Raw genomic sequence first — 18,583 nt, forward strand, 5'->3', positions numbered from 1 at the left:
TACAGATAAGTCCTGATCACGATGGCCCTACTGCAGATCGCCGAACCCGGCCAAAGTCCTCAACCGCACCAGCGTCGTCTGGCTGTGGGAATCGACTTGGGCACTACCAATTCGCTGGTCGCTGCGTTGCGCAGTGGTCTTTCCGAGCCACTGGCCGACGCTGACGGGCAGGTCATCCTGCCGTCCGCCGTGCGTTATCACGCCGACCGCGTCGAGGTTGGCGAATCGGCCAAACTGGCCGCGTCCTCCGATCCCTTGAATACTGTGCTGTCGGTCAAGCGCCTGATGGGCCGTGGTTTGTCCGACGTCAAGCAATTGGGCGATCAACTGCCGTACCGCTTTGTCGGCGGCGAATCGCACATGCCGTTCATCGACACCGTACAAGGTCCGAAAAGCCCGGTCGAAGTCTCTGCCGATATCCTCAAGGTCCTGCGTCAGCGTGCTGAAGCGACCCTGGGTGGCGAACTGGTCGGTGCGGTGATCACCGTTCCGGCGTATTTCGACGATGCTCAGCGCCAGGCCACCAAGGATGCGGCGAAACTCGCCGGTCTGAATGTGCTGCGTCTGCTCAACGAGCCGACCGCTGCCGCCGTGGCGTATGGCCTGGATCAACACGCCGAAGGCCTGGTCGCAATCTACGACTTGGGCGGCGGTACGTTCGATATTTCGATTCTGCGTCTGACTGGCGGCGTATTCGAAGTGCTCGCCACTGGCGGCGACAGCGCCTTGGGCGGCGATGACTTCGATCACGCGATTGCCGGCTGGATTATCGAGAGCGCCGGCCTGTCTGCCGATCTCGACCCGGGCGCACAGCGCAATCTGCTGCAAACCGCCTGTGCGGCCAAAGAAGCCCTGACCGACGCGGCCAGCGTTGAAGTCGCCTACGGTGACTGGAAAGCGCAGCTGACCCGCGAAGCCTTCGATGCGCTGATCGAGCCGATGGTTGCTCGCAGCCTGAAAGCCTGCCGCCGCGCCGTGCGTGATTCCGGTATCGAACTGGAAGACGTGCATGCCGTGGTCATGGTCGGTGGTTCGACTCGTGTGCCGCGCGTTCGTGAAGCGGTCGCCGAAGCCTTCGGTCGTCAGCCATTGACGGAAATCGACCCGGATCAAGTGGTGGCCATCGGGGCCGCGATCCAGGCGGATACGCTGGCTGGCAACAAGCGTGATGGCGGCGAACTGCTGCTGCTCGACGTGATTCCACTGTCCCTTGGGCTGGAAACCATGGGCGGGCTGATGGAGAAGGTGATTCCGCGCAACACCACCATCCCGGTCGCCCGTGCGCAGGACTTCACTACTTATAAAGACGGCCAGTCGGCCATGGCGATCCATGTGCTGCAGGGTGAGCGCGAGCTGATCAGCGACTGCCGCTCCCTGGCACGCTTCGAACTGCGCGGCATTCCGGCGATGGTGGCCGGTGCGGCGAAGATTCGCGTGACCTTTCAGGTCGATGCCGATGGCCTGCTCAGCGTTTCGGCCCGCGAACTGGGTTCGGGCGTCGAGGCGAGCATTCAGGTCAAGCCGTCCTACGGTCTGACCGACGGTGAAATCGCCAAGATGCTCAAGGACTCGTTCCAGCACGCCAATGACGACAAGGTCGCCCGTGTCCTGCGCGAGCAGCAAGTTGATGCCCAGCGCCTGATCGAAGCGGTGCAGGGCGCTCTGGAGGCCGATGGCGAGCGTTTGCTCGACGCCGAAGAGCGCATGGTCATCGAGCTGCAGATGCAGGAACTGGCCGAACTGATGAAAGGCACCGATGGTTACGCCATCGAGCAGCAGACCAAACGTCTGTCGCAAGTGACCGATGCTTTTGCTGCCCGCCGTATGGATCTGACGGTGAAAGCCGCTCTGTCGGGGCGCAATCTGAATGAAATCGAGGATATCTGATGCCGCAGGTCATTTTTCTGCCCCACGAGAAGTTCTGCCCTGAAGGCATGGTGGTCGAGGCCGAGCCCGGCACTTCGATTCTCGATCTGGCCCACGAACACCACATCGAGATGGAAAGCGCCTGCGGCGGCGTCTGCGCCTGCACCACTTGCCACTGCATCATCCGCGAGGGTTTCGACTCGCTGGAAGAGGCGGACGAGCTGGAAGAAGACTTCCTCGATCGTGCCTGGGGCCTGGAGGCGCAATCGCGTCTGGCCTGTCAGGCTATCGTTGGTGAAGAAGACATCACCGTCGAGATTCCGAAATATTCGCTTAACCATGCGGCCGAAGCGCCGCACTGACTGGTAAGACTGTCATGAGCTACGGTTGGAATGATGTTCAACGCATTGCAGAAGAATTGGCCGAGACCCATGAGGGGCTCGATCCGTACTCTGTAGGTTTCGTCCGTCTGCAGCATATGATCGAGGAGCTGCCTGACTTCGATAAGACCTCTGGCCGCGTTGGCGAGAAGGTGTTGGAAAGGGTTCAGGAGCTTTGGGCCGCAGAATTGGACTGATCGTCTCGCAGGTTAGGCAATACCCAAGAACCCGCGTATAATTCGCGGGTTTAATTTTTCGCAAATTACTGTTTCTGGAGTTACACCATGGCTGTTCAACGTACTTTCTCCATCATCAAGCCTGACGCTGTTGCAAAAAACGTCATCGGCGAGATCACCACTCGTTTCGAAAAAGCAGGCCTGCGCGTTGTAGCTTCGAAACTGAAGCAGCTGTCCAAAGCCGAAGCTGAAGGCTTCTACGCTGAGCACAAAGAGCGCGGTTTCTTCGGCGACCTGGTTGCTTTCATGATCTCCGGTCCTGTTGTTGTTCAGGTACTGGAAGGCGAAAACGCTATCGCTCTGAACCGTGAGCTGATGGGCGCTACCAACCCTAAAGAAGCTGCTGCTGGCACCATCCGTGCTGACTTCGCCGAGTCGATCGACGCCAACGCCGTTCACGGTTCGGACTCCGAAGCCGCTGCTGCTCGCGAAATCTCGTACTTCTTCGCAGCTACTGAAGTAACCACTCGCTAAGCATTGCTTAAAGAGTGAAGGTGAATCCATGACTACATCGACTGTTAAAACAAACCTGCTGGGTCTGACCCAGCCGGAAATGGAAAAATTCTTCGACTCAATCGGGGAGAAGCGTTTCCGTGCCGGTCAGGTAATGAAATGGATTCACCACTTTGGCGTCGATGATTTCGACGCCATGACGAACGTCAGCAAGGCCTTGCGCGACAAGCTCAAGGCTATTGCTGAGGTCCGTGGTCCCGAAGTGGTCAGCGAGGACATTTCCAGCGACGGCACCCGCAAGTGGGTGGTGCGCGTGGCGTCCGGCAGTTGTGTCGAGACCGTGTACATTCCCCAGGGCAAACGCGGCACTCTGTGCGTTTCGTCCCAGGCAGGCTGTGCCCTGGACTGCAGTTTCTGCTCCACCGGCAAGCAAGGCTTCAACAGCAACCTCACCGCCGCCGAAGTCATCGGTCAGGTGTGGATTGCCAACAAATCCTTCGGCAGTGTTCCCGCCACCATCGACCGCGCCATCACCAACGTGGTGATGATGGGCATGGGCGAACCGCTGCTGAACTTCGACAACGTCGTGGCCGCCATGCATCTGATGATGGATGACCTGGGCTACGGGATCTCCAAGCGCCGCGTGACCCTGTCCACTTCGGGCGTGGTGCCGATGATCGATGAGCTGGCCAAGCACATCGACGTCTCCCTGGCGTTGTCCCTGCACGCACCGAATGACGCATTGCGTAACCAATTGGTGCCGATCAACAAGAAATATCCGCTTAAGATGCTGCTCGAGTCGTGCCAGCGCTACATGTCCGCCCTGGGCGAGAAACGTGTGCTGACCATCGAGTACACCTTGCTCAAGGACGTCAACGACAAGCTTGAGCACGCCGTGGAAATGATCGAGCTGCTCAAAGACATTCCGTGCAAGATCAACCTGATTCCGTTCAACCCGTTCCCGCATTCCGGTTACGAGCGGCCGAGCAACAACGCCATTCGTCGGTTCCAGGATCAGTTGCATCAGGCCGGCTTTAACGTCACTGTCCGCACCACCCGTGGTGAAGACATCGACGCTGCGTGTGGTCAATTGGTAGGGCAGGTGCTGGATCGCACCCGTCGCAGTGAACGTTACATCGCCGTGCGCGAGTTGAGCGCCGACAGCGATCTGGCACAGAACGCCGCGAACACTAACTAAGAGAGGATCTCTATGTCCCTGCGCTTTGCGCTGCTGTTGCTGATGGCCAGCCTGTGTGCTGGTTGTGTCCTGTCGGGTGACTACAACCCGATGAAGACCAGCAAGGGCCGCGACGAAGCGCGTGCCGCTTACGTGCAGCTGGGACTGGGATACTTGCAGCAAGGGATGACCGAGCGCGCCAAGGTGCCGCTGAAGAAGGCGCTGGAGCTGGACGGCTCCGATCCTGATGCCAACGCTGCCCTCGGCCTGGTGTTCCAGGCCGAAATGGAGCCGAAGCTGGCCGACGAACATTTTCGCAAAGCCCTGTCCTCGCGTCCCACCGATGCACGAATCCTCAATAACTACGGCAGTTTTCTCTACGAAGAACAGCGTTACAAGGAAGCCTACGAGCGTTTTGATCAGGCAGCCGCCGATACCCTGTATCCTGAGCGTTCGCGAGTCTTCGAGAACCTCGGCATGACCGCCTCGAAACTCGGTCAGCGGGATCTGGCACAGCAGCAACTGGAAAAAGCCCTGCGGCTGAACCGTCAACAACCGCGCGCTTTGCTGGAAATGGCTGAGTTGTCCTTCGAAGACAGGCATTATGTGCCCGCGCGTGACTATTACGACCGTTTCAGCCTGCTAACCGAGCAAAATGCACGTAGTCTATTGCTCGGCGTTCGGCTGGCAAAAGTGTTTGAAGATCGCGACAAGGCCGCCAGTTATGGCCTGCAATTAAAACGACTCTATCCCGGTACGCCGGAATATCAGCAATACCTGTCGGAGCAATGATGAAAGCGGCGCATCCCGAAGTTGTAGCAGCGACTCGCGTTAATCCCGGTGAGACTTTGCGCCAGGCCCGCGAAAGCAATGGCTGGTCGCTGGCCGAAGTGGCCCTCAAGCTCAACCTCACCGTGACTTCCCTGAGCAATCTTGAAGCTGGCGCTTTCGACAAGCTGCCAGGGCATACCTTCGCTCGCGGTTACATTCGCGCTTACGCCAAGTTGCTTGGCATGGACCAGACCGTTCTGGTTCAGCAATTCGACCAGTCCACCGGTACCGACTCCCAGGGCAGCAACGTGCATGCGCTGGGCCGTATCGAAGAGCCAGTACGGGTTTCACACACTATTTTGCGCATCGTCAGCCTGCTGTTGCTGATCGCGGTCATCGGCGGCGGTTTCGTCTGGTGGCAGGATCAGACGTCGCAGCGCAGCAAGGACGTGACCAGCCTGGCCCCGGAGCACGTTGAAGTCGAAGGCGCCGACGGCACCACACAGATTCACCCGATCGACGAGCCGGAAGACCAGGCCGTGGCCGAAGGTCAGGCCGAGGGCGCGACAGCTCTGGCACTGCCACAAGCGGAAACCACCGCTGAATCGACCGGTGCCGAGCCGGTTTCTCCGGCCACCGCACCCGCCGCCCCGGCTGCAACCACGCCAGCCGCACCGGTTCATACACCGGCTCCGGTTGTGGCGGCTCCGGCGACTCCGGCACCGAATGCCCCGGCCACACCAGCGCCGACGGTCACCGCACCAGTGGTAGCGGCTACCTCTGCGCCGACCGCAGAAGCAGCTGTCCCAGCGGCCGGCGATGGCCAGGTGCAACTGCAGTTCACCGCCGATTGCTGGGCACAGGTCACCGATGGTCGCGGCAAAGTGCTGTTCAGCGGTCTGAAACATAAAGGCGACAGCGTTTCGGTTTCCGGCAAGCCGCCACTGGCGGTGCGTCTGGGTGTGGCTCGCGCCGCACAGGTCAGCTACAACGGCCAACCGGTCGATATCGCTCCGTTCACCAGTGGCGAGACTGCTCGCCTGAAGTTGGGTCAATAAGTCATGCACGGCGAATCTCCAATCAAACGTCGCGTTTCGCGCAAGATCTGGGTCGGTAACGTACCTGTTGGCGGCGATGCGCCCATCGCTGTGCAGAGCATGACCAACAGCGACACCAATGATGTGGCTGCCACCGTCGCCCAGATCAATCGTCTGGAAGCCGCCGGCGTCGACATCGTCCGTGTTTCGGTACCGGACATGGACGCCGCCGAGGCGTTCGGCAGGATCAAGCAACTGGTCAAGGTGCCGCTGGTTGCCGACATCCACTTCGACTACAAGATCGCTCTGCGCGTCGCCGAACTGGGTGTGGACTGTCTGCGCATCAACCCGGGCAACATCGGTCGTGAAGACCGGGTGCGTGCCGTGGTCGATGCCGCCCGTGATCGCGGGATTCCGATTCGTATCGGCGTCAACGCCGGCTCGCTGGAAAAAGACCTGCAGAAGAAATACGGCGAACCGACCCCGGCTGCACTGGTCGAGTCCGCGCTGCGTCACGTTGAGCACCTCGAGCGCCTGAATTTCCAGGACTTCAAGGTCAGCGTGAAAGCCTCCGACGTGTTCATGGCCGTTGAAGCCTACCGTCTGCTGGCGAAAGAAATCGTCCAGCCGCTGCACCTGGGCATCACCGAAGCCGGTGGTTTGCGTTCGGGCACAGTGAAATCCGCCGTGGGCCTAGGTATGCTGCTCGCCGAGGGGATTGGCGATACTATCCGCATCTCGCTGGCGGCCGATCCGGTCGAGGAAGTGAAGGTCGGTTACGACATTCTCAAGTCTTTGCATCTACGTTCCCGTGGCATCAACTTCATCGCCTGCCCGAGCTGCTCGCGGCAGAACTTCGATGTGGTCAAGACCATGAACGAGCTGGAAGGGCGCCTTGAAGACCTGCTGGTGCCGCTGGATGTCGCGGTGATCGGTTGCGTGGTCAACGGCCCCGGCGAAGCCAAGGAAGCCCATATCGGCTTGACCGGCGGCACGCCAAACCTGATTTACATCGACGGCAAGCCGTCGCAGAAACTGACGAATGACAATCTGGTGGACGAGCTGGAAAAGCTGATCCGCGAGAAAGCGGCCGAGAAGGTCGAAGCTGACGCAGCGGTCATCGCGCGCGGCTGAGCCTGACTGAAAGCCGAATGAATTTAAGGATTTAAAGTGAGCAAGTCTCTGCAAGCCATTCGTGGCATGAACGACATCCTGCCCGAACAGACTCCGCTGTGGCGTTATTTCGAGGGCACTGTCGCGCGTCTGCTGGATAACTACGGTTACAAGCAGATCCGCATGCCAATCGTCGAATTCACCGAGCTGTTCAAACGCTCGATCGGTGAAGTGACCGACATCGTCGAAAAAGAGATGTACACCTTCGAAGATCGCAACGGCGACTCTCTGACCCTGCGCCCGGAAGGCACAGCGGCGTGCGTGCGTGCGGTGCTCGAACACGGCATCACCGGCGGTGGTCAGGTGCAGAAACTCTGGTACATCGGCCCGATGTTCCGCCACGAGCGTCCGCAGAAAGGCCGTTATCGCCAGTTCCACCAGATCGGTCTGGAGGTGTTCAACCTCGACGGTCCGGACATCGACGCCGAGCTGATCATCATGACCTGGCGCCTGTGGGGCGAGCTGGGTATCCGTGATGCGGTCAAGCTCGAACTCAACAGCCTGGGCACCAGCGAGTCCCGTGGTCGCTATCGTGAAGCGCTGGTCGAGTACCTCTCGGCGCACCACGACAAGCTCGACGAAGACAGCCAGCGTCGCCTGAAAACCAACCCGCTGCGCGTGCTCGACACCAAAAATGCCGACACTCAGGCGGTACTGGTCGATGCGCCGAAGATGGCCGACTACCTGGACGACGAATCCCGTGCGCACTTCGAAGGTCTGAAGGCGCGTCTGGACGCGGTTGGCATCCCGTACGTGCTCAACCCGAAACTGGTGCGCGGCCTCGATTACTACAGCAAAACCGTATTCGAATGGGTCACCGACAAGCTCGGCGCCCAGGGCACTGTCTGCGCGGGCGGTCGTTACGACGGTCTGGTCGAGCAGATGGGCGGCAAGCCGACTGCCGGCGTGGGTTTCGCCATGGGCATCGAGCGTCTGGTGTTGATGCTCGAAACCCTGGAGCAGATCCCGGAAGAAATCTCCCGTCAGGTCGACGTTTACCTCTGCGCCTTTGGCGAGGAGGCCGAACTGGCCGGTCTAGCCCTGGCCGAGCGTGTGCGTGACCAGCTTCCAAACCTGCGTCTGCAAGTCAATGCCGGCGCCGGCAGCTTCAAAAGCCAGTTCAAGAAAGCCGACAAGAGCGGTGCGCTGTATGCACTGATCCTGGGTGACGACGAAATGGCCCAGCAAGTGGTAGGTTTCAAACCCCTGCGTGGCCAGGGCGAACAACAAAGCATTGCCTGGGATGCGCTTGCCGCTCACCTGGCCACCTGCGTCGTGCAGGGTTGAAGCTGTCTAAACAGCCGATTTAGCGATTAAGGAGTATTGGGGTGTCGAGTACCGAAGACGAACAGTTGGCGGATTTGAAGGACTGGTGGACACGCAACGGCAAACCTCTGGTCACCGGCGGCCTGTTTGCGCTGGTCATCGTGTTCGGCTGGCAGGCTTTTCACAAGTATCAGAGCAACCAGTCGCAAGGCGCCTCGGTGCTCTATCAGCAACTGCTGGAAACCACGCTGACCCCGGACGGCAAGCCTGACGCTGCCCGCCTTGCGGATCTGGCCGGCAAGCTCAACAGCGAATTCGGCGGCACCGCGTACGCGCAGTACGGCAGCCTGTTCGTGGCCAAAGTAGCGGTCGACAGCGGCAAGCTGGACGACGCTGCGACTGAACTCAAAGCCATCGTTGCCAAACCGGCCAACCCGGCGCTGGGCGAAATCGCCCGTCAGCGTCTGGCGCAGGTGCTGGGTGCGCAGAACAAGGCCGATGAAGCCCTGAAACTGCTCGACGGCGATGCCGACAAGGCGTTCCTGGCCACTCGCGAAGAACTCAAGGGTGATCTGCTGGTTCAGTTGGGTCGTACCGACGAGGCGAACACCGCGTATCAAAAAGCCAAGGCGGCACTGTCGGATGAAGCGGCAGTCGGTGGCCTTCAAATCAAGCTCGACGACCTGGCCAAAGGGGATGCGTGACGTGATCCGTTGGAAGCATGCAGCATTGCTGGCTCTGGCCATTCTGGCCGCGGGTTGCAGCAGCAACAGCAAAAAAGAACTGCCACCGGCCGAGCTGACCGACTTCAAAGAAGAAGTGGTTCTGCAAAAGCAGTGGAGCCGTTCGATCGGTGACGGTCAGGGCGAAACCTACAACATGCTGGTGCCGGCGATCGATGGTGACACCATCTACGCGGCCGATGTGACCGGCGTGCTGATGGCCATGGATCGCAGCAATGGCGACGTGAAGTGGAAAAAGGATCTTGAACTGCCTGTCTCCGGCGCCGTTGGCGTAGGTTACGGCCTGGTCACGATCGGTACCCTCAAGGGTGAAATCGTTGCCCTCGACGCCATCAACGGCGAAGAGAAGTGGCGCGCCCGGGTATCCAGCGAAGTCCTCGCGCCACCGGCCAACAACGGTGACGTCGTAGTGGTACAGACGCAGGACGATCGTCTGATCGGTCTGGACGCTGCTACCGGCGACCGTCGCTGGACCTACGACAGCACCCCTGCGGTACTGACCCTGCGCGGCACCAGCGCCCCCGTCGTGACCAACCGCCTCGCGGTGGCTGGCTTGTCGACCGGTAAAGTCGTTGCCCTGGACATTTCCAACGGTGTGCCGGTCTGGGAACAACGGGTCGCGATTCCAACCGGTCGTTCGGAACTGGAGCGCGTGGTCGACATCGACGGCGGTCTGCTGCTGTCCGGCGAAACGCTGTACGTTGCCAGCTATCAGGGCCGCGTCGCGGCACTCGATCTGCAAAGCGGTCGCCAGCTCTGGCAGCGCGATGCGTCGAGCTATGCCGGTGTCGCCCAAGGGTTCGGCAACGTCTACGTGAGCCTGTCTTCGGGCACCGTTGAAGGCGTTGACGAGCGTTCGACCACTGCACTGTGGAGCAACGACTCGCTGGCTCGCCGCCAACTGTCGGCTCCGGAAGTGTTCTCCAGCTACGTAGCCGTCGGTGACCTGGAAGGTTACCTGCACCTGTTGAGCCAGGTGGACGGTCGTTTTGTGGGTCGTGAGCGTATCGACAGTGACGGCCTGCGTGCCCGTCCGCTGGTGGTGGGCAACACGATCTATGTGTATGGCAACAGCGGCAAACTGGAAGCCCTGACCATCAAGTAACAACTATGCTTGGGGTTAACGCCCCAGGCAGCTTCATTTGTGGGAGCGGGCTTGCTCGCGAAGAGCGTCAACGAAGACGCGTACAGCCTGAATAAACGCGGTGCTGCTACGGTTTTTCGCGAGCAAGCCCGCTCCCACAGTGTTGCCCCGAGCACCAGCCGCTGCCTCGCAGCGGCTTTTGTATTTTCTGAAATAACGAAGTGGAGAGCCGCATGGTTCCCGTAATCGCCCTGGTGGGCCGACCGAACGTCGGCAAATCCACCTTGTTCAACCGCCTGACCAGGACTCGCGACGCCATCGTCGGCGACTTGTCCGGTCTGACCCGTGATCGCCAGTACGGTGAGGCCAAGTGGCAAGGGCGTTCCTACATTCTGATCGACACCGGCGGTATCTCCGGTGACGAACACGGTATGGACGAAAAAATGGCCGAGCAGTCGCTGCTGGCCATTGAAGAAGCGGATGTTGTGCTGTTCCTGGTAGATGCCAAGGCCGGTTTCACCGCCGCCGACCAGATGATCGCCGAACACTTGCGCAAGCGTAACAAGCGTTCCCACGTGGTTGCCAACAAGGTCGACAACATCGACCCGGAAATGGCCCGCGCTGAATTTGCCCCGCTGGGCATGGGCCACGCGATCCCGATCGCCGGTGCTCACGGCCGTGGTATCACTCAACTGCTGGAAGCGGCACTGAGCGATTTCCCGCGTGATGATGACGAACCGGCGGAAGGCGAAGAGGAAGAGATCGTTGCCGAAGGCGAGGAAGCCAAGCGCATTCCTGGCCCGAGCGAAAAAGACGGGATCAAGATCGCCATCATCGGCCGTCCGAACGTCGGCAAGTCGACCCTGGTCAACCGCATGCTCGGTGAAGACCGGGTAATCGTCTACGACCAGCCCGGCACCACCCGCGACAGTATCTACATCCCGTTCGAGCGTAACGACGAGAAGTACACGCTGATCGACACCGCCGGTGTGCGCAAGCGCGGCAAGATCCACGAAGAAGTCGAAAAATTCTCCGTGGTCAAAACCCTGCAGGCGATCAAAGACGCCAACGTGGTGATCTTCGTGATGGACGCCCGCGAAGGTGTGGTCGATCACGACCTCAACCTGCTGGGCTTTGCCCTCGAAGCCGGCCGTGCGCTGGTGATCGCAATCAACAAATGGGACGGCATGACCCCGAGCGAGCGTGACTTCGTCAAGGTCGAGCTGCAGCGTCGGCTGTTCTTCGTCGACTTCGCCGACATTCACTTCATCTCGGCGCTGCACGGCACTGGCGTGGGCAACCTCTACGCCTCGGTGCAGAACTCGTTCAAGTCCGCGGTCACCCGCTGGCCGACCAGCCGCCTGACGCAAATTCTCGAAGACGCGGTCAGCGAGCACCAGCCGCCGATGGTCAACAGCCGCCGGATCAAGCTGCGTTACGCTCACCTGGGTGGCGCCAACCCGCCGATCATCGTGATCCACGGTAACCAGATCGAGAAAGTGCCGAAGTCGTATGTGCGCTATCTAGAGAACACTTACCGCCGTGTGCTGAAGCTGGTTGGTACGCCGATCCGCATCGAGTTCAAAGGTGGCGAGAACCCGTACGAAGGCAACAAGAACACGCTGACCGACCGCCAGGTCAACAAGAAGCGTCGCTTGATGTCGCACAACAAGAAAGCCAGCAAGAAACGCCGCGACAAGAAGTGATCCTGTGGTGAGGGGATTTATCCCCGACGGGTTGCGAAGCGGCCCCAAATACCTGTCATAGGGTTTGCGACTGCTTCGCAGCCGATCGGGGATAAATCCCCTCGCCACAAGGTTGCTGCGGTATAAATGAAAGAAGGGTGCTCAGTCGGGCGCCCTTTTTTTATGGGCGCCGGATGGGCTATTCTCGGGCTCTCCCGCGCCGCCGTCAGAGCCGGGTGTAGAGCAGGGAACCCCTCGATGATCACCAGTAAGCTGCCGAATGTCGGCATCACTATTTTCACGCAGATGTCTCAGCTCGCGGCGCAGACCGGAGCGATCAACCTGTCCCAGGGTTTTCCTGATTTCGACGGCCCGCAGTCCCTGCGTGACGCGGTCGGTCGGCATATCGCCAGCGGCCATAACCAGTATTCACCGATGACCGGCCTGCCGGCGCTGCGCGAGCAAATCGCGGCGAAAATCGCGCGCAGCTATGGCGTGAAAGTCGATGCCGACAGCGAAGTGACCGTAACGCCGGGCGCGACCCAGGCGATCTTCTGTGCAATTCAGGCGGTTATCCACAGCGGCGACGAAGTCATCGTGTTCGACCCGTGCTACGACAGCTATGAACCGGCGACGCAGTTGGCGGGCGGCCGCTGCGTGCATGTGCAACTGAACCTGCACGATTTCTCCATCGATTTCGACAAGCTCGCCGCGGCCCTCAGCCCGCGCACGAAAATGATCGTCATCAACACACCGCACAACCCGAGCGGTGCACTGATCAGCCGTGCCGAACTGGATCAACTGGCGGAGTTGATCCGTGGTCGCGACATCTATCTGATCAGCGACGAGGTGTACGAACACTTGGTGTTCGACGGCGTGCCGCATGTCAGTGTGTTGGCTCACGAAGAGCTGTATCAGCGCGCCTTCGTGGTCAGCTCGTTCGGCAAGACCTACCACGTCACCGGCTGGAAAACCGGTTACGTGGTTGCACCGCCGGCGCTGACCGCCGAGCTGCGCAAAGTGCACCAGTACGTCAGTTTCTGCGGTGTCACGCCGCTGCAATATGCCCTGGCCGATTACATGGCCGAGCACCCGGAACACGTCGAAGAGCTTCCGGGTTTCTATCAGGCCAAGCGCGACCTGTTCTGCGATTTGCTGGCGCCGTCGCGCTTTACCTTCACCCGCGTCACCGGCACGTATTTCCAGTTGGTCGACTACTCGCAGATCCGCCCTGACTTGAACGACGTCGACATGGCGATCTGGATGACTCGCGAACACGGCGTGGCGAGCATTCCGGTGTCGGTGTTCTACCAGAATCCACCCGAAGGCCAGCGCCTGGTGCGCCTGTGCTTCGCCAAACGCGAGGAGACGCTGCGCGAAGCAGCGGCAAAACTATGCGTGATCTGAGTGCATTGCCCGATCTCAATCTGGCGCTGATCCAGACCAGCCTGGCCTGGCATGATCGTCAGGCCAACCTCGAGCACTTCGAGGTGCTGCTGGAGCAGGCCCGAGGCGCCGACCTGATCATCCTGCCGGAGATGTTCACCACTGGCTTCTCCATGGAGTCGGAAACCCTCGCCGAAGCCGAGCATGGCCCGACCAGCAAGTGGATGAAGGCGCAGGCCGCGAAGCTGAATGCGGTGATCACCGGCAGCGTGATCATTCAGGCGGCGGACGGCAGCCATCGCAATCGCCTGCTGTGGGCACGCCCGGACGGCGAAGTCTGGCATTACGACAAGCGCCACCTGTTCCGCATGGCCGGTGAGCACAACCACTACACCCCCGGCGAGCGCCAGGTGCAGTTCGAACTCAAGGGCTGGCGGATTCGGCCGCTGATTTGCTACGACCTGCGTTTCCCGGTGTGGAGTCGCGACGCGCAGGACACCGATCTGCTGCTGTACACCGCCAACTGGCCGGGTGCGCGGCGTCTGCACTGGAACCGCTTGTTGCCGGCGCGGGCGATTGAAAACCTGTGCTACGTGGCGGCAGTGAACCGGATCGGCACCGACGGCAAGGGCTTCGCCTATACCGGCGACAGTCAGGTGCTGGATTTTCAGGGCGAGACGTTGCTGGCGGCGGGGGAGGCGGACGGGGTGTTCAAGGTCGTGCTGGAAGCCGCGCCATTGGCGGCGTATCGCGAGCGCTTTCCGGCGAATCTGGATGCAGATACCTTCGAGTTCACCTGATATTCGCGAGCAGGCTCGCTCCCACAGGTAGAGCGCAATACCCTGTGGGAGCGGGCTTGCTCGCGAAGAGGCCAGATCAGGCAACACAAAACCAGCAGGCATAAAAAAGGCCCCGGAACTTACATTCCGGGGCCTTTTGCATGTCAGCGAAGGCTTACGCCGCTTTCGCCTCAGGCTGGCTCAACGAGCGGTTCAGCGCACTGAACAGCGCCTTGAAGCTGGCGGTGGTGATGTTTTCATCGATACCCACGCCGTGCACCGCACGTTCGCCATTCACGCGCAGCTCGATGTACGCGGCGGCCTTGGCGTTGGTGCCCGCGCCGATCGCGTGTTCGTTGTAGTCCATGATCTCCACCGGAATCGGCAGGCCGGCCACCAGTGCTTCCAGCGCACCGTTGCCCTTGCCGCGCCAGTGCAGGTTGGTTTCGCCCTGACCCTTGCTTGCCACTTCCACTTCGACGGCGCTGTTACCGTTTTCTTCCTGCAGGCGATGGCTAACCAGCGCGTACGGGGTGTTGGCTTGCAGGTATTCGCTGATCAACAACGAGTGGATCTGCTTGGCGGTCATTTCCAGGCCGAGGCGATCGGTTTCACGCTGCACCACCTGGCTGAACTCGATCTGCATGCGACGCGGCAGGCTGATGCCGTATTCCTGCTCCAGCAAGTAGGCGATACCGCCCTTGCCCGACTGGCTGTTCACACGAATCACCGCCTCGTAGCTGCGGCCAATGTCGGCCGGGTCGATCGGCAGGTACGGCACTTCCCACAGGGTGTCCGGTTTCTGCTGGGCGAAGCCCTTGCGGATCGCGTCCTGGTGCGAGCCGGAGAATGCGGTGTGTACCAGGTCGCCGACGTACGGGTGACGCGGGTGTACCTGGATCTGGTTGCACTCTTCGACGACTTTGCGCACGCCGTCGATGTCGGAGAAGTCCAGCTCAGGGTCAACGCCTTGGGTGTACATGTTCAGGGCTACGGTGACGAGGTCGACGTTACCGGTGCGCTCGCCGTTGCCGAACAGGCAGCCTTCGACGCGATCCGCGCCGGCCATCAGGCCCAACTCGGTGGCGGCGACGCCGGTGCCACGGTCGTTGTGGGTGTGCAGGCTGATGATCACGCTGTCACGACGGTTGATGTTGCGGCCGAACCATTCGATCTGGTCGGCGTAGACGTTCGGCGTTGCGCATTCGACGGTGGCCGGCAGGTTGAGGATCATCTTGTGCTCAGGCGTCGGATTCCAGACCTCGATCACCGCGTCACAGACTTCCTTGGCAAACTCCAGCTCGGTGGCGCTGAAGGTTTCCGGGGAGTATTCGAAAGTCCACTCGGTGTCCGGCTGCATCGCCGCGTATTTGACGAACAGCTTGGCGGCGTTGACCGCGATGGCCTTGATGCCGTCCTTGTCCTGGTTGAAGACGATGCGACGGAAGGAAGGCGAGGTGGCGTTGTACAGGTGAACGATGGCTTTCTTCGCCCCGCGCAGGGATTCGAAGGTGCGCTCGATCAAGTCTTCACGGCCCTGGGTCAGCACCTGAATGGTGGTGTCGTCCGGGATGTGACCTTCTTCGATCAGGGTACGCACGAAGTCGAAGTCGGTTTGCGAAGCGGCCGGGAACGAGGCTTCGATTTCCTTCACACCCACCTGAACGAGGGTTTTCCAGAAGCGCAGCTTCTTCACCGCGTCCATCGGCTCGATCAGCGACTGGTTGCCGTCCCGCAGGTCGGAGCTGCACCAGATCGGCGCGGCGTCGATGGTTTTCGACGGCCAGGTGCGATCCGGCAGATTGATGACGGGGAACGCGCGGTATTTCGAAGACGGGTCTTTGAGCATGCTCATCGGGAATTCCTTATTGTCTGGGCCGAAAAGAGGCGGCCTGCCGGTGGAACGAATGTTCGGGGAACAGCTTGGGACGAGGCGCAGCGATTCAGCCCGGCAGTCGTGCGCTGACGAGGCACAGACTGCGGTGCTGGCGAAGCTGAATAAGGGTGTGAGAGGTTTTCATGCTTCAACCCTAACCGCGAGGGGAGAGGATGGCAAGCAGTCGAAAAAAATTGAGAGGAATACTCGAAAAGCTGCGATCGGCGCGATTTTATTGTGCTTCAGGCGGATGATCTTATTGATGTTTGCGCGGGGTTGGATTGGGGCGCAATTGAAACTGGTGGGGTGTCAGCGGTGTTTGCAGTGTGGGATGGGTCGTCTTCGCGAGCAGGCTCGCTCCCACATTGGATGTGTGTCGCTCAAAGATCCTTTGTGGGAGGGGGCTTGCTCCCGAAGGGGCCGGTAGCCTCAATCAGGAATTACGGTTGGAACGCACCAATGAAAATCGCCGGATCCACCCGCGCATCGTTCAGGCTGATGTTCCAGTGCATGTGCGGCCCGGTCGCCCGGCCAGTCGAGCCGACCTTGCCAACCACCGCGCCACGGGCCAGTTGATCGCCGACCTTCACGTCGATTTTCGACATGTGGCAGAACATGCTGATAAAGCCCTGGCCGTGATCGACAAACACCGTGTTGCCATTGAAGAAATAGTTGCCGGTCAGAATCACTTTGCCCGCTGCCGGGGTTTTGATCGGCGTGCCGGCCGGCACCGCAAAGTCGAGGCCGGCATGGGGGTTGCGCTCTTCGCCATTGAAGAAACGGCGCACACCGAACTTGCTCGACAGCGGCCCGTTGACCGGTTTGTCCAGCAGCAGGTTGCTCGGGGTATTCGGACTGAAGCTGCGGTAGGCCTTGATCTGCTCGGCCAGTTCACCCTCGATGCGCTTGAGGTTGGCCGGGTTCGGATTGACCTGTTGAGTGTTCTTCAGGGTGATGTGCTGTTCCGGGTATTTCTTGGTGCCAACAGTGAACGGCAGATTGCGCCCGCCGCTGCTGATCTGCTGGCTGCCGGGTTTGACCGTCAGCGGCACACCGACAATCGCCAGCCAGTTGTTCTGTTCTTTCACCACCAGCACCGGTTTGCCTTGATAGGTGGCTTTTGGTGCCTGCGCGGCGCTGCCCAGATCGACCACCGCGACGCCGCCCGGCACCGGTTTGTTCAGCAAACGGGTGATGTAGCTGTCGGCGTGGGCGTTGAAGGAGGTCAGGCACAGCAACAATAACGGAGCAAAAAAACGCGGCATGGATCAGTCCAGTAAAGAAAGGGTGACAGGCGTCAGGTGGTTGTCCTCGACGCGCACTTGCAGTTCGCCTTCGCCCAGTCTGGCCTTCAGGCGTTGGCCGGTGTGGGTCTGCGCGGCGTTGCGAATGGCGTGCCCGCGCTCATCGAGCAGAATGCTGTAGCCACGGCCGAGGGTCGCCAGCGGACTGACCACATGCAGCGTCTGCATCTGGCTGTGCAGTTGCAGGCGACGGCTTTTCAGGCCTTCGCGCATGGCTCGCGGCAGGCGTTCGGCGAGGCTGTCGAGGCGCTGGCGCAGCATCGCCAGTTGCCGCCCCGGATGTTGCCCGGCGAGGCGGGTTTCCAGACGGATCAAACGCTCGCGGCGGGTATTCAGTTGGCGTTCGAACGCCCGGCGCATGCGCATGTCCAGGTCATCCAGGCGTTGCGCTTGCTGACGCAGGCGTTCGCCGGGGTGGCGCAGACGGCGGGCCATGCCTTCCAGGCGCAGACGATCGCGCATCAGCCGGTCGCGCATGCGCATCACCAGACGCCGGTGCAGGCTTTCGACCTGACGGATCAGGTGACTCGAATCTGGTGCCAACAGCTCGGCGGCAGCGGAGGGTGTTGGTGCGCGCACGTCAGCCACGAAGTCACTGATCGACACGTCGGTTTCATGCCCGACGGCGCTGACAATCGGCGTCACGCAGGCATCGACCGCGCGAGCCACGGCTTCTTCGTTGAAGCACCAGAGGTCTTCCAGCGAACCACCGCCACGGGCGAGGATCAGTGCGTCGAAACCACGGGCGTCGGCCATTTTCAGCGCGCGGACGATTTGGGCCGTGGCTTCGCGGCCCTGCACGGCGGTCGGGATCAGCGTCAGTTGCACCTGCGGCGCCCGCCGGCGGAACACGCTGATGATGTCGCGAATCACCGCGCCGGTCGGCGAACTGATGATGCCGATGCGCTGCGGATGCGCCGGCAGCGGCACTTTGCGTTCGGCACTGAACAGACCTTCGGCGCTGAGCTTTTCCTTCAGCGCATCGAAGGCCAGGCGCAGCGCGCCGTCACCGGCCGGCTCCACGGTATCGAGAATCAGCTGATAGTCGCCACGTCCTTCGAACAGCGAGACCTTGCCGCGTACCTTCACGGCCAGACCGTCCTTCAGCGCCTGACGCACCCGCGCCGCATTATTGCGGAACAGCGCGCAACGCACCTGCGCACCGCTGTCCTTGAGGGTGAAATACACGTGGCCGGACGCGGGGCGGGCGAGGTTGGAGATTTCGCCTTCGACCCAGATGTTGCTGAACACGTCTTCGAGCAACACCCGCGCGCGGCCGTTGAGCTGGCTGACGGTCAGGACTTCACGGTCCAGGCCAAGTCTTGCAAAGGGATCTTTAATCATGGGGCGCAGTTTAAGGGCATTTG

Annotated in this window: 17 protein-coding genes; 14 read left to right on the forward strand and 3 right to left on the reverse strand. The window is 60.7% G+C overall.

All coding sequences use genetic code 11. The features are described from left to right. Nucleotides 1-21: 21 nt before the first annotated feature. The 14 genes from hscA to ACM6I7_RS22015 all read left to right on the forward strand — a co-directional run bounded on the left by hscA (nt 22) and on the right by ACM6I7_RS22015 (nt 14,057). A complete protein-coding gene (gene hscA / locus ACM6I7_RS21950; RefSeq protein WP_414889270.1) occupies nt 22-1,887 on the forward strand; it encodes a Fe-S protein assembly chaperone HscA in 1,866 nt (621 codons plus the stop codon). Continuing rightward, on the forward strand, nt 1,887-2,228 hold the full coding sequence (fdx, locus tag ACM6I7_RS21955) for an ISC system 2Fe-2S type ferredoxin (RefSeq protein WP_003227897.1): 342 nt from the start codon (nt 1,887-1,889) through the stop codon (nt 2,226-2,228). Before hscA ends, fdx begins: the two co-directional genes overlap by 1 nt. A gap of 14 nt (nt 2,229-2,242) precedes the next feature. Next, complete coding sequence (iscX, locus tag ACM6I7_RS21960) at nt 2,243-2,443, forward strand: Fe-S cluster assembly protein IscX (protein ID WP_003227895.1); 201 nt, start codon at nt 2,243-2,245, stop codon at nt 2,441-2,443. An 87-nt stretch (nt 2,444-2,530) separates the two neighbouring features. Further along, entirely contained in the window at nt 2,531-2,956 is a 426-nt protein-coding gene (gene ndk, locus ACM6I7_RS21965) for a nucleoside-diphosphate kinase (RefSeq protein WP_007964426.1), read from the forward strand. Nucleotides 2,957-2,984: 28 nt separating this feature from the next. Then, the gene (rlmN, locus tag ACM6I7_RS21970) at nt 2,985-4,133 is read left to right on the forward strand and encodes a 23S rRNA (adenine(2503)-C(2))-methyltransferase RlmN (RefSeq protein ID WP_003227893.1); all 1,149 of its coding nucleotides are present in this window, start codon (nt 2,985-2,987) and stop codon (nt 4,131-4,133) included. 12 nt (nt 4,134-4,145) lie between these two features. Beyond that, nucleotides 4,146-4,904 (forward strand): type IV pilus biogenesis/stability protein PilW, encoded by a 759-nt coding sequence (gene pilW, locus ACM6I7_RS21975; RefSeq protein ID WP_414889271.1) that lies wholly within the window; start codon nt 4,146-4,148, stop codon nt 4,902-4,904. Then, nucleotides 4,904-5,941, forward strand: coding sequence for a RodZ domain-containing protein (locus tag ACM6I7_RS21980; protein ID WP_414889272.1), 1,038 nt, complete (start codon nt 4,904-4,906; stop codon nt 5,939-5,941). The genes pilW and ACM6I7_RS21980 overlap by 1 nt, the downstream gene beginning before the upstream one ends. A 3-nt stretch (nt 5,942-5,944) precedes the next feature. Beyond that, nucleotides 5,945-7,054 (forward strand): flavodoxin-dependent (E)-4-hydroxy-3-methylbut-2-enyl-diphosphate synthase, encoded by a 1,110-nt coding sequence (gene ispG / locus ACM6I7_RS21985; RefSeq protein ID WP_007964434.1) that lies wholly within the window; start codon nt 5,945-5,947, stop codon nt 7,052-7,054. A 36-nt stretch (nt 7,055-7,090) separates the two neighbouring features. Further along, nucleotides 7,091-8,380 carry a histidine--tRNA ligase gene (gene hisS / locus ACM6I7_RS21990; protein WP_095136892.1) on the forward strand — a complete coding sequence of 430 codons (1,290 nt, stop codon included), beginning with the start codon at nt 7,091-7,093 and terminating at the stop codon, nt 8,378-8,380. 41 nt (nt 8,381-8,421) lie between these two features. Next, nucleotides 8,422-9,063 (forward strand): tetratricopeptide repeat protein, encoded by a 642-nt coding sequence (locus tag ACM6I7_RS21995; protein ID WP_414889273.1) that lies wholly within the window; start codon nt 8,422-8,424, stop codon nt 9,061-9,063. Beyond that, complete coding sequence (gene bamB / locus ACM6I7_RS22000; RefSeq protein ID WP_027612133.1) at nt 9,056-10,207, forward strand: outer membrane protein assembly factor BamB; 1,152 nt, start codon at nt 9,056-9,058, stop codon at nt 10,205-10,207. Before ACM6I7_RS21995 ends, bamB begins: the two co-directional genes overlap by 8 nt. Nucleotides 10,208-10,419: 212 nt before the next feature. Next, on the forward strand, nt 10,420-11,892 hold the full coding sequence (gene der / locus ACM6I7_RS22005; protein ID WP_027612132.1) for a ribosome biogenesis GTPase Der: 1,473 nt from the start codon (nt 10,420-10,422) through the stop codon (nt 11,890-11,892). Nucleotides 11,893-12,129: 237 nt separating this feature from the next. Next, a complete protein-coding gene (locus ACM6I7_RS22010; protein ID WP_414889274.1) occupies nt 12,130-13,278 on the forward strand; it encodes a pyridoxal phosphate-dependent aminotransferase in 1,149 nt (382 codons plus the stop codon). Further along, complete coding sequence (locus ACM6I7_RS22015) at nt 13,266-14,057, forward strand: amidohydrolase (RefSeq protein WP_007964443.1); 792 nt, start codon at nt 13,266-13,268, stop codon at nt 14,055-14,057. Before ACM6I7_RS22010 ends, ACM6I7_RS22015 begins: the two co-directional genes overlap by 13 nt. 154 nt (nt 14,058-14,211) lie before the next feature. On the opposite strand, the gene leuA is transcribed toward ACM6I7_RS22015, so the two are convergent. From leuA to xseA, 3 genes are all read right to left on the reverse strand, one after another. Next, nucleotides 14,212-15,891, reverse strand: a complete 1,680-nt coding sequence (gene leuA, locus ACM6I7_RS22020; RefSeq protein ID WP_027612129.1) for a 2-isopropylmalate synthase — start codon at nt 15,889-15,891, stop codon at nt 14,212-14,214. A 461-nt stretch (nt 15,892-16,352) separates the two neighbouring features. Beyond that, a complete protein-coding gene (locus ACM6I7_RS22025; protein ID WP_096795524.1) occupies nt 16,353-17,177 on the reverse strand; it encodes a peptidoglycan DD-metalloendopeptidase family protein in 825 nt (274 codons plus the stop codon). A gap of 3 nt (nt 17,178-17,180) precedes the next feature. Then, the gene (gene xseA, locus ACM6I7_RS22030) at nt 17,181-18,560 is read right to left on the reverse strand and encodes an exodeoxyribonuclease VII large subunit (protein WP_108183714.1); all 1,380 of its coding nucleotides are present in this window, start codon (nt 18,558-18,560) and stop codon (nt 17,181-17,183) included. Nucleotides 18,561-18,583: the final 23 nt, after the last annotated feature.

Source organism: Pseudomonas sp. IT-93MI4 (assembly GCF_949767635.1).
Classification (GTDB): Bacteria; Pseudomonadota; Gammaproteobacteria; order Pseudomonadales; family Pseudomonadaceae; genus Aquipseudomonas; species Aquipseudomonas putida_A.

Excerpts from the sequence above, each read along its gene's own strand:
- iscX (WP_003227895.1), top strand. The coding sequence starts at position 2,243 with ATGAGCTACGGTTGGAATGATGTTCAACGCATTGCAGAAGAATTGGCC.
- rlmN (WP_003227893.1), top strand. The coding sequence starts at position 2,985 with ATGACTACATCGACTGTTAAAACAAACCTGCTGGGTCTGACCCAGCCG.
- hscA (WP_414889270.1), top strand. The coding sequence starts at position 22 with ATGGCCCTACTGCAGATCGCCGAACCCGGCCAAAGTCCTCAACCGCAC.
- bamB (WP_027612133.1), top strand. The coding sequence starts at position 9,056 with ATGCGTGACGTGATCCGTTGGAAGCATGCAGCATTGCTGGCTCTGGCC.
- der (WP_027612132.1), top strand. The coding sequence starts at position 10,420 with ATGGTTCCCGTAATCGCCCTGGTGGGCCGACCGAACGTCGGCAAATCC.
- xseA (WP_108183714.1), bottom strand. The coding sequence starts at position 18,560 with ATGATTAAAGATCCCTTTGCAAGACTTGGCCTGGACCGTGAAGTCCTG.
- pilW (WP_414889271.1), top strand. The coding sequence starts at position 4,146 with ATGTCCCTGCGCTTTGCGCTGCTGTTGCTGATGGCCAGCCTGTGTGCT.
- ACM6I7_RS21980 (WP_414889272.1), top strand. The coding sequence starts at position 4,904 with ATGAAAGCGGCGCATCCCGAAGTTGTAGCAGCGACTCGCGTTAATCCC.
- ispG (WP_007964434.1), top strand. The coding sequence starts at position 5,945 with ATGCACGGCGAATCTCCAATCAAACGTCGCGTTTCGCGCAAGATCTGG.
- fdx (WP_003227897.1), top strand. The coding sequence starts at position 1,887 with ATGCCGCAGGTCATTTTTCTGCCCCACGAGAAGTTCTGCCCTGAAGGC.
- ACM6I7_RS22015 (WP_007964443.1), top strand. The coding sequence starts at position 13,266 with ATGCGTGATCTGAGTGCATTGCCCGATCTCAATCTGGCGCTGATCCAG.
- ndk (WP_007964426.1), top strand. The coding sequence starts at position 2,531 with ATGGCTGTTCAACGTACTTTCTCCATCATCAAGCCTGACGCTGTTGCA.
- ACM6I7_RS22025 (WP_096795524.1), bottom strand. The coding sequence starts at position 17,177 with ATGCCGCGTTTTTTTGCTCCGTTATTGTTGCTGTGCCTGACCTCCTTC.
- leuA (WP_027612129.1), bottom strand. The coding sequence starts at position 15,891 with ATGAGCATGCTCAAAGACCCGTCTTCGAAATACCGCGCGTTCCCCGTC.
- ACM6I7_RS22010 (WP_414889274.1), top strand. The coding sequence starts at position 12,130 with ATGATCACCAGTAAGCTGCCGAATGTCGGCATCACTATTTTCACGCAG.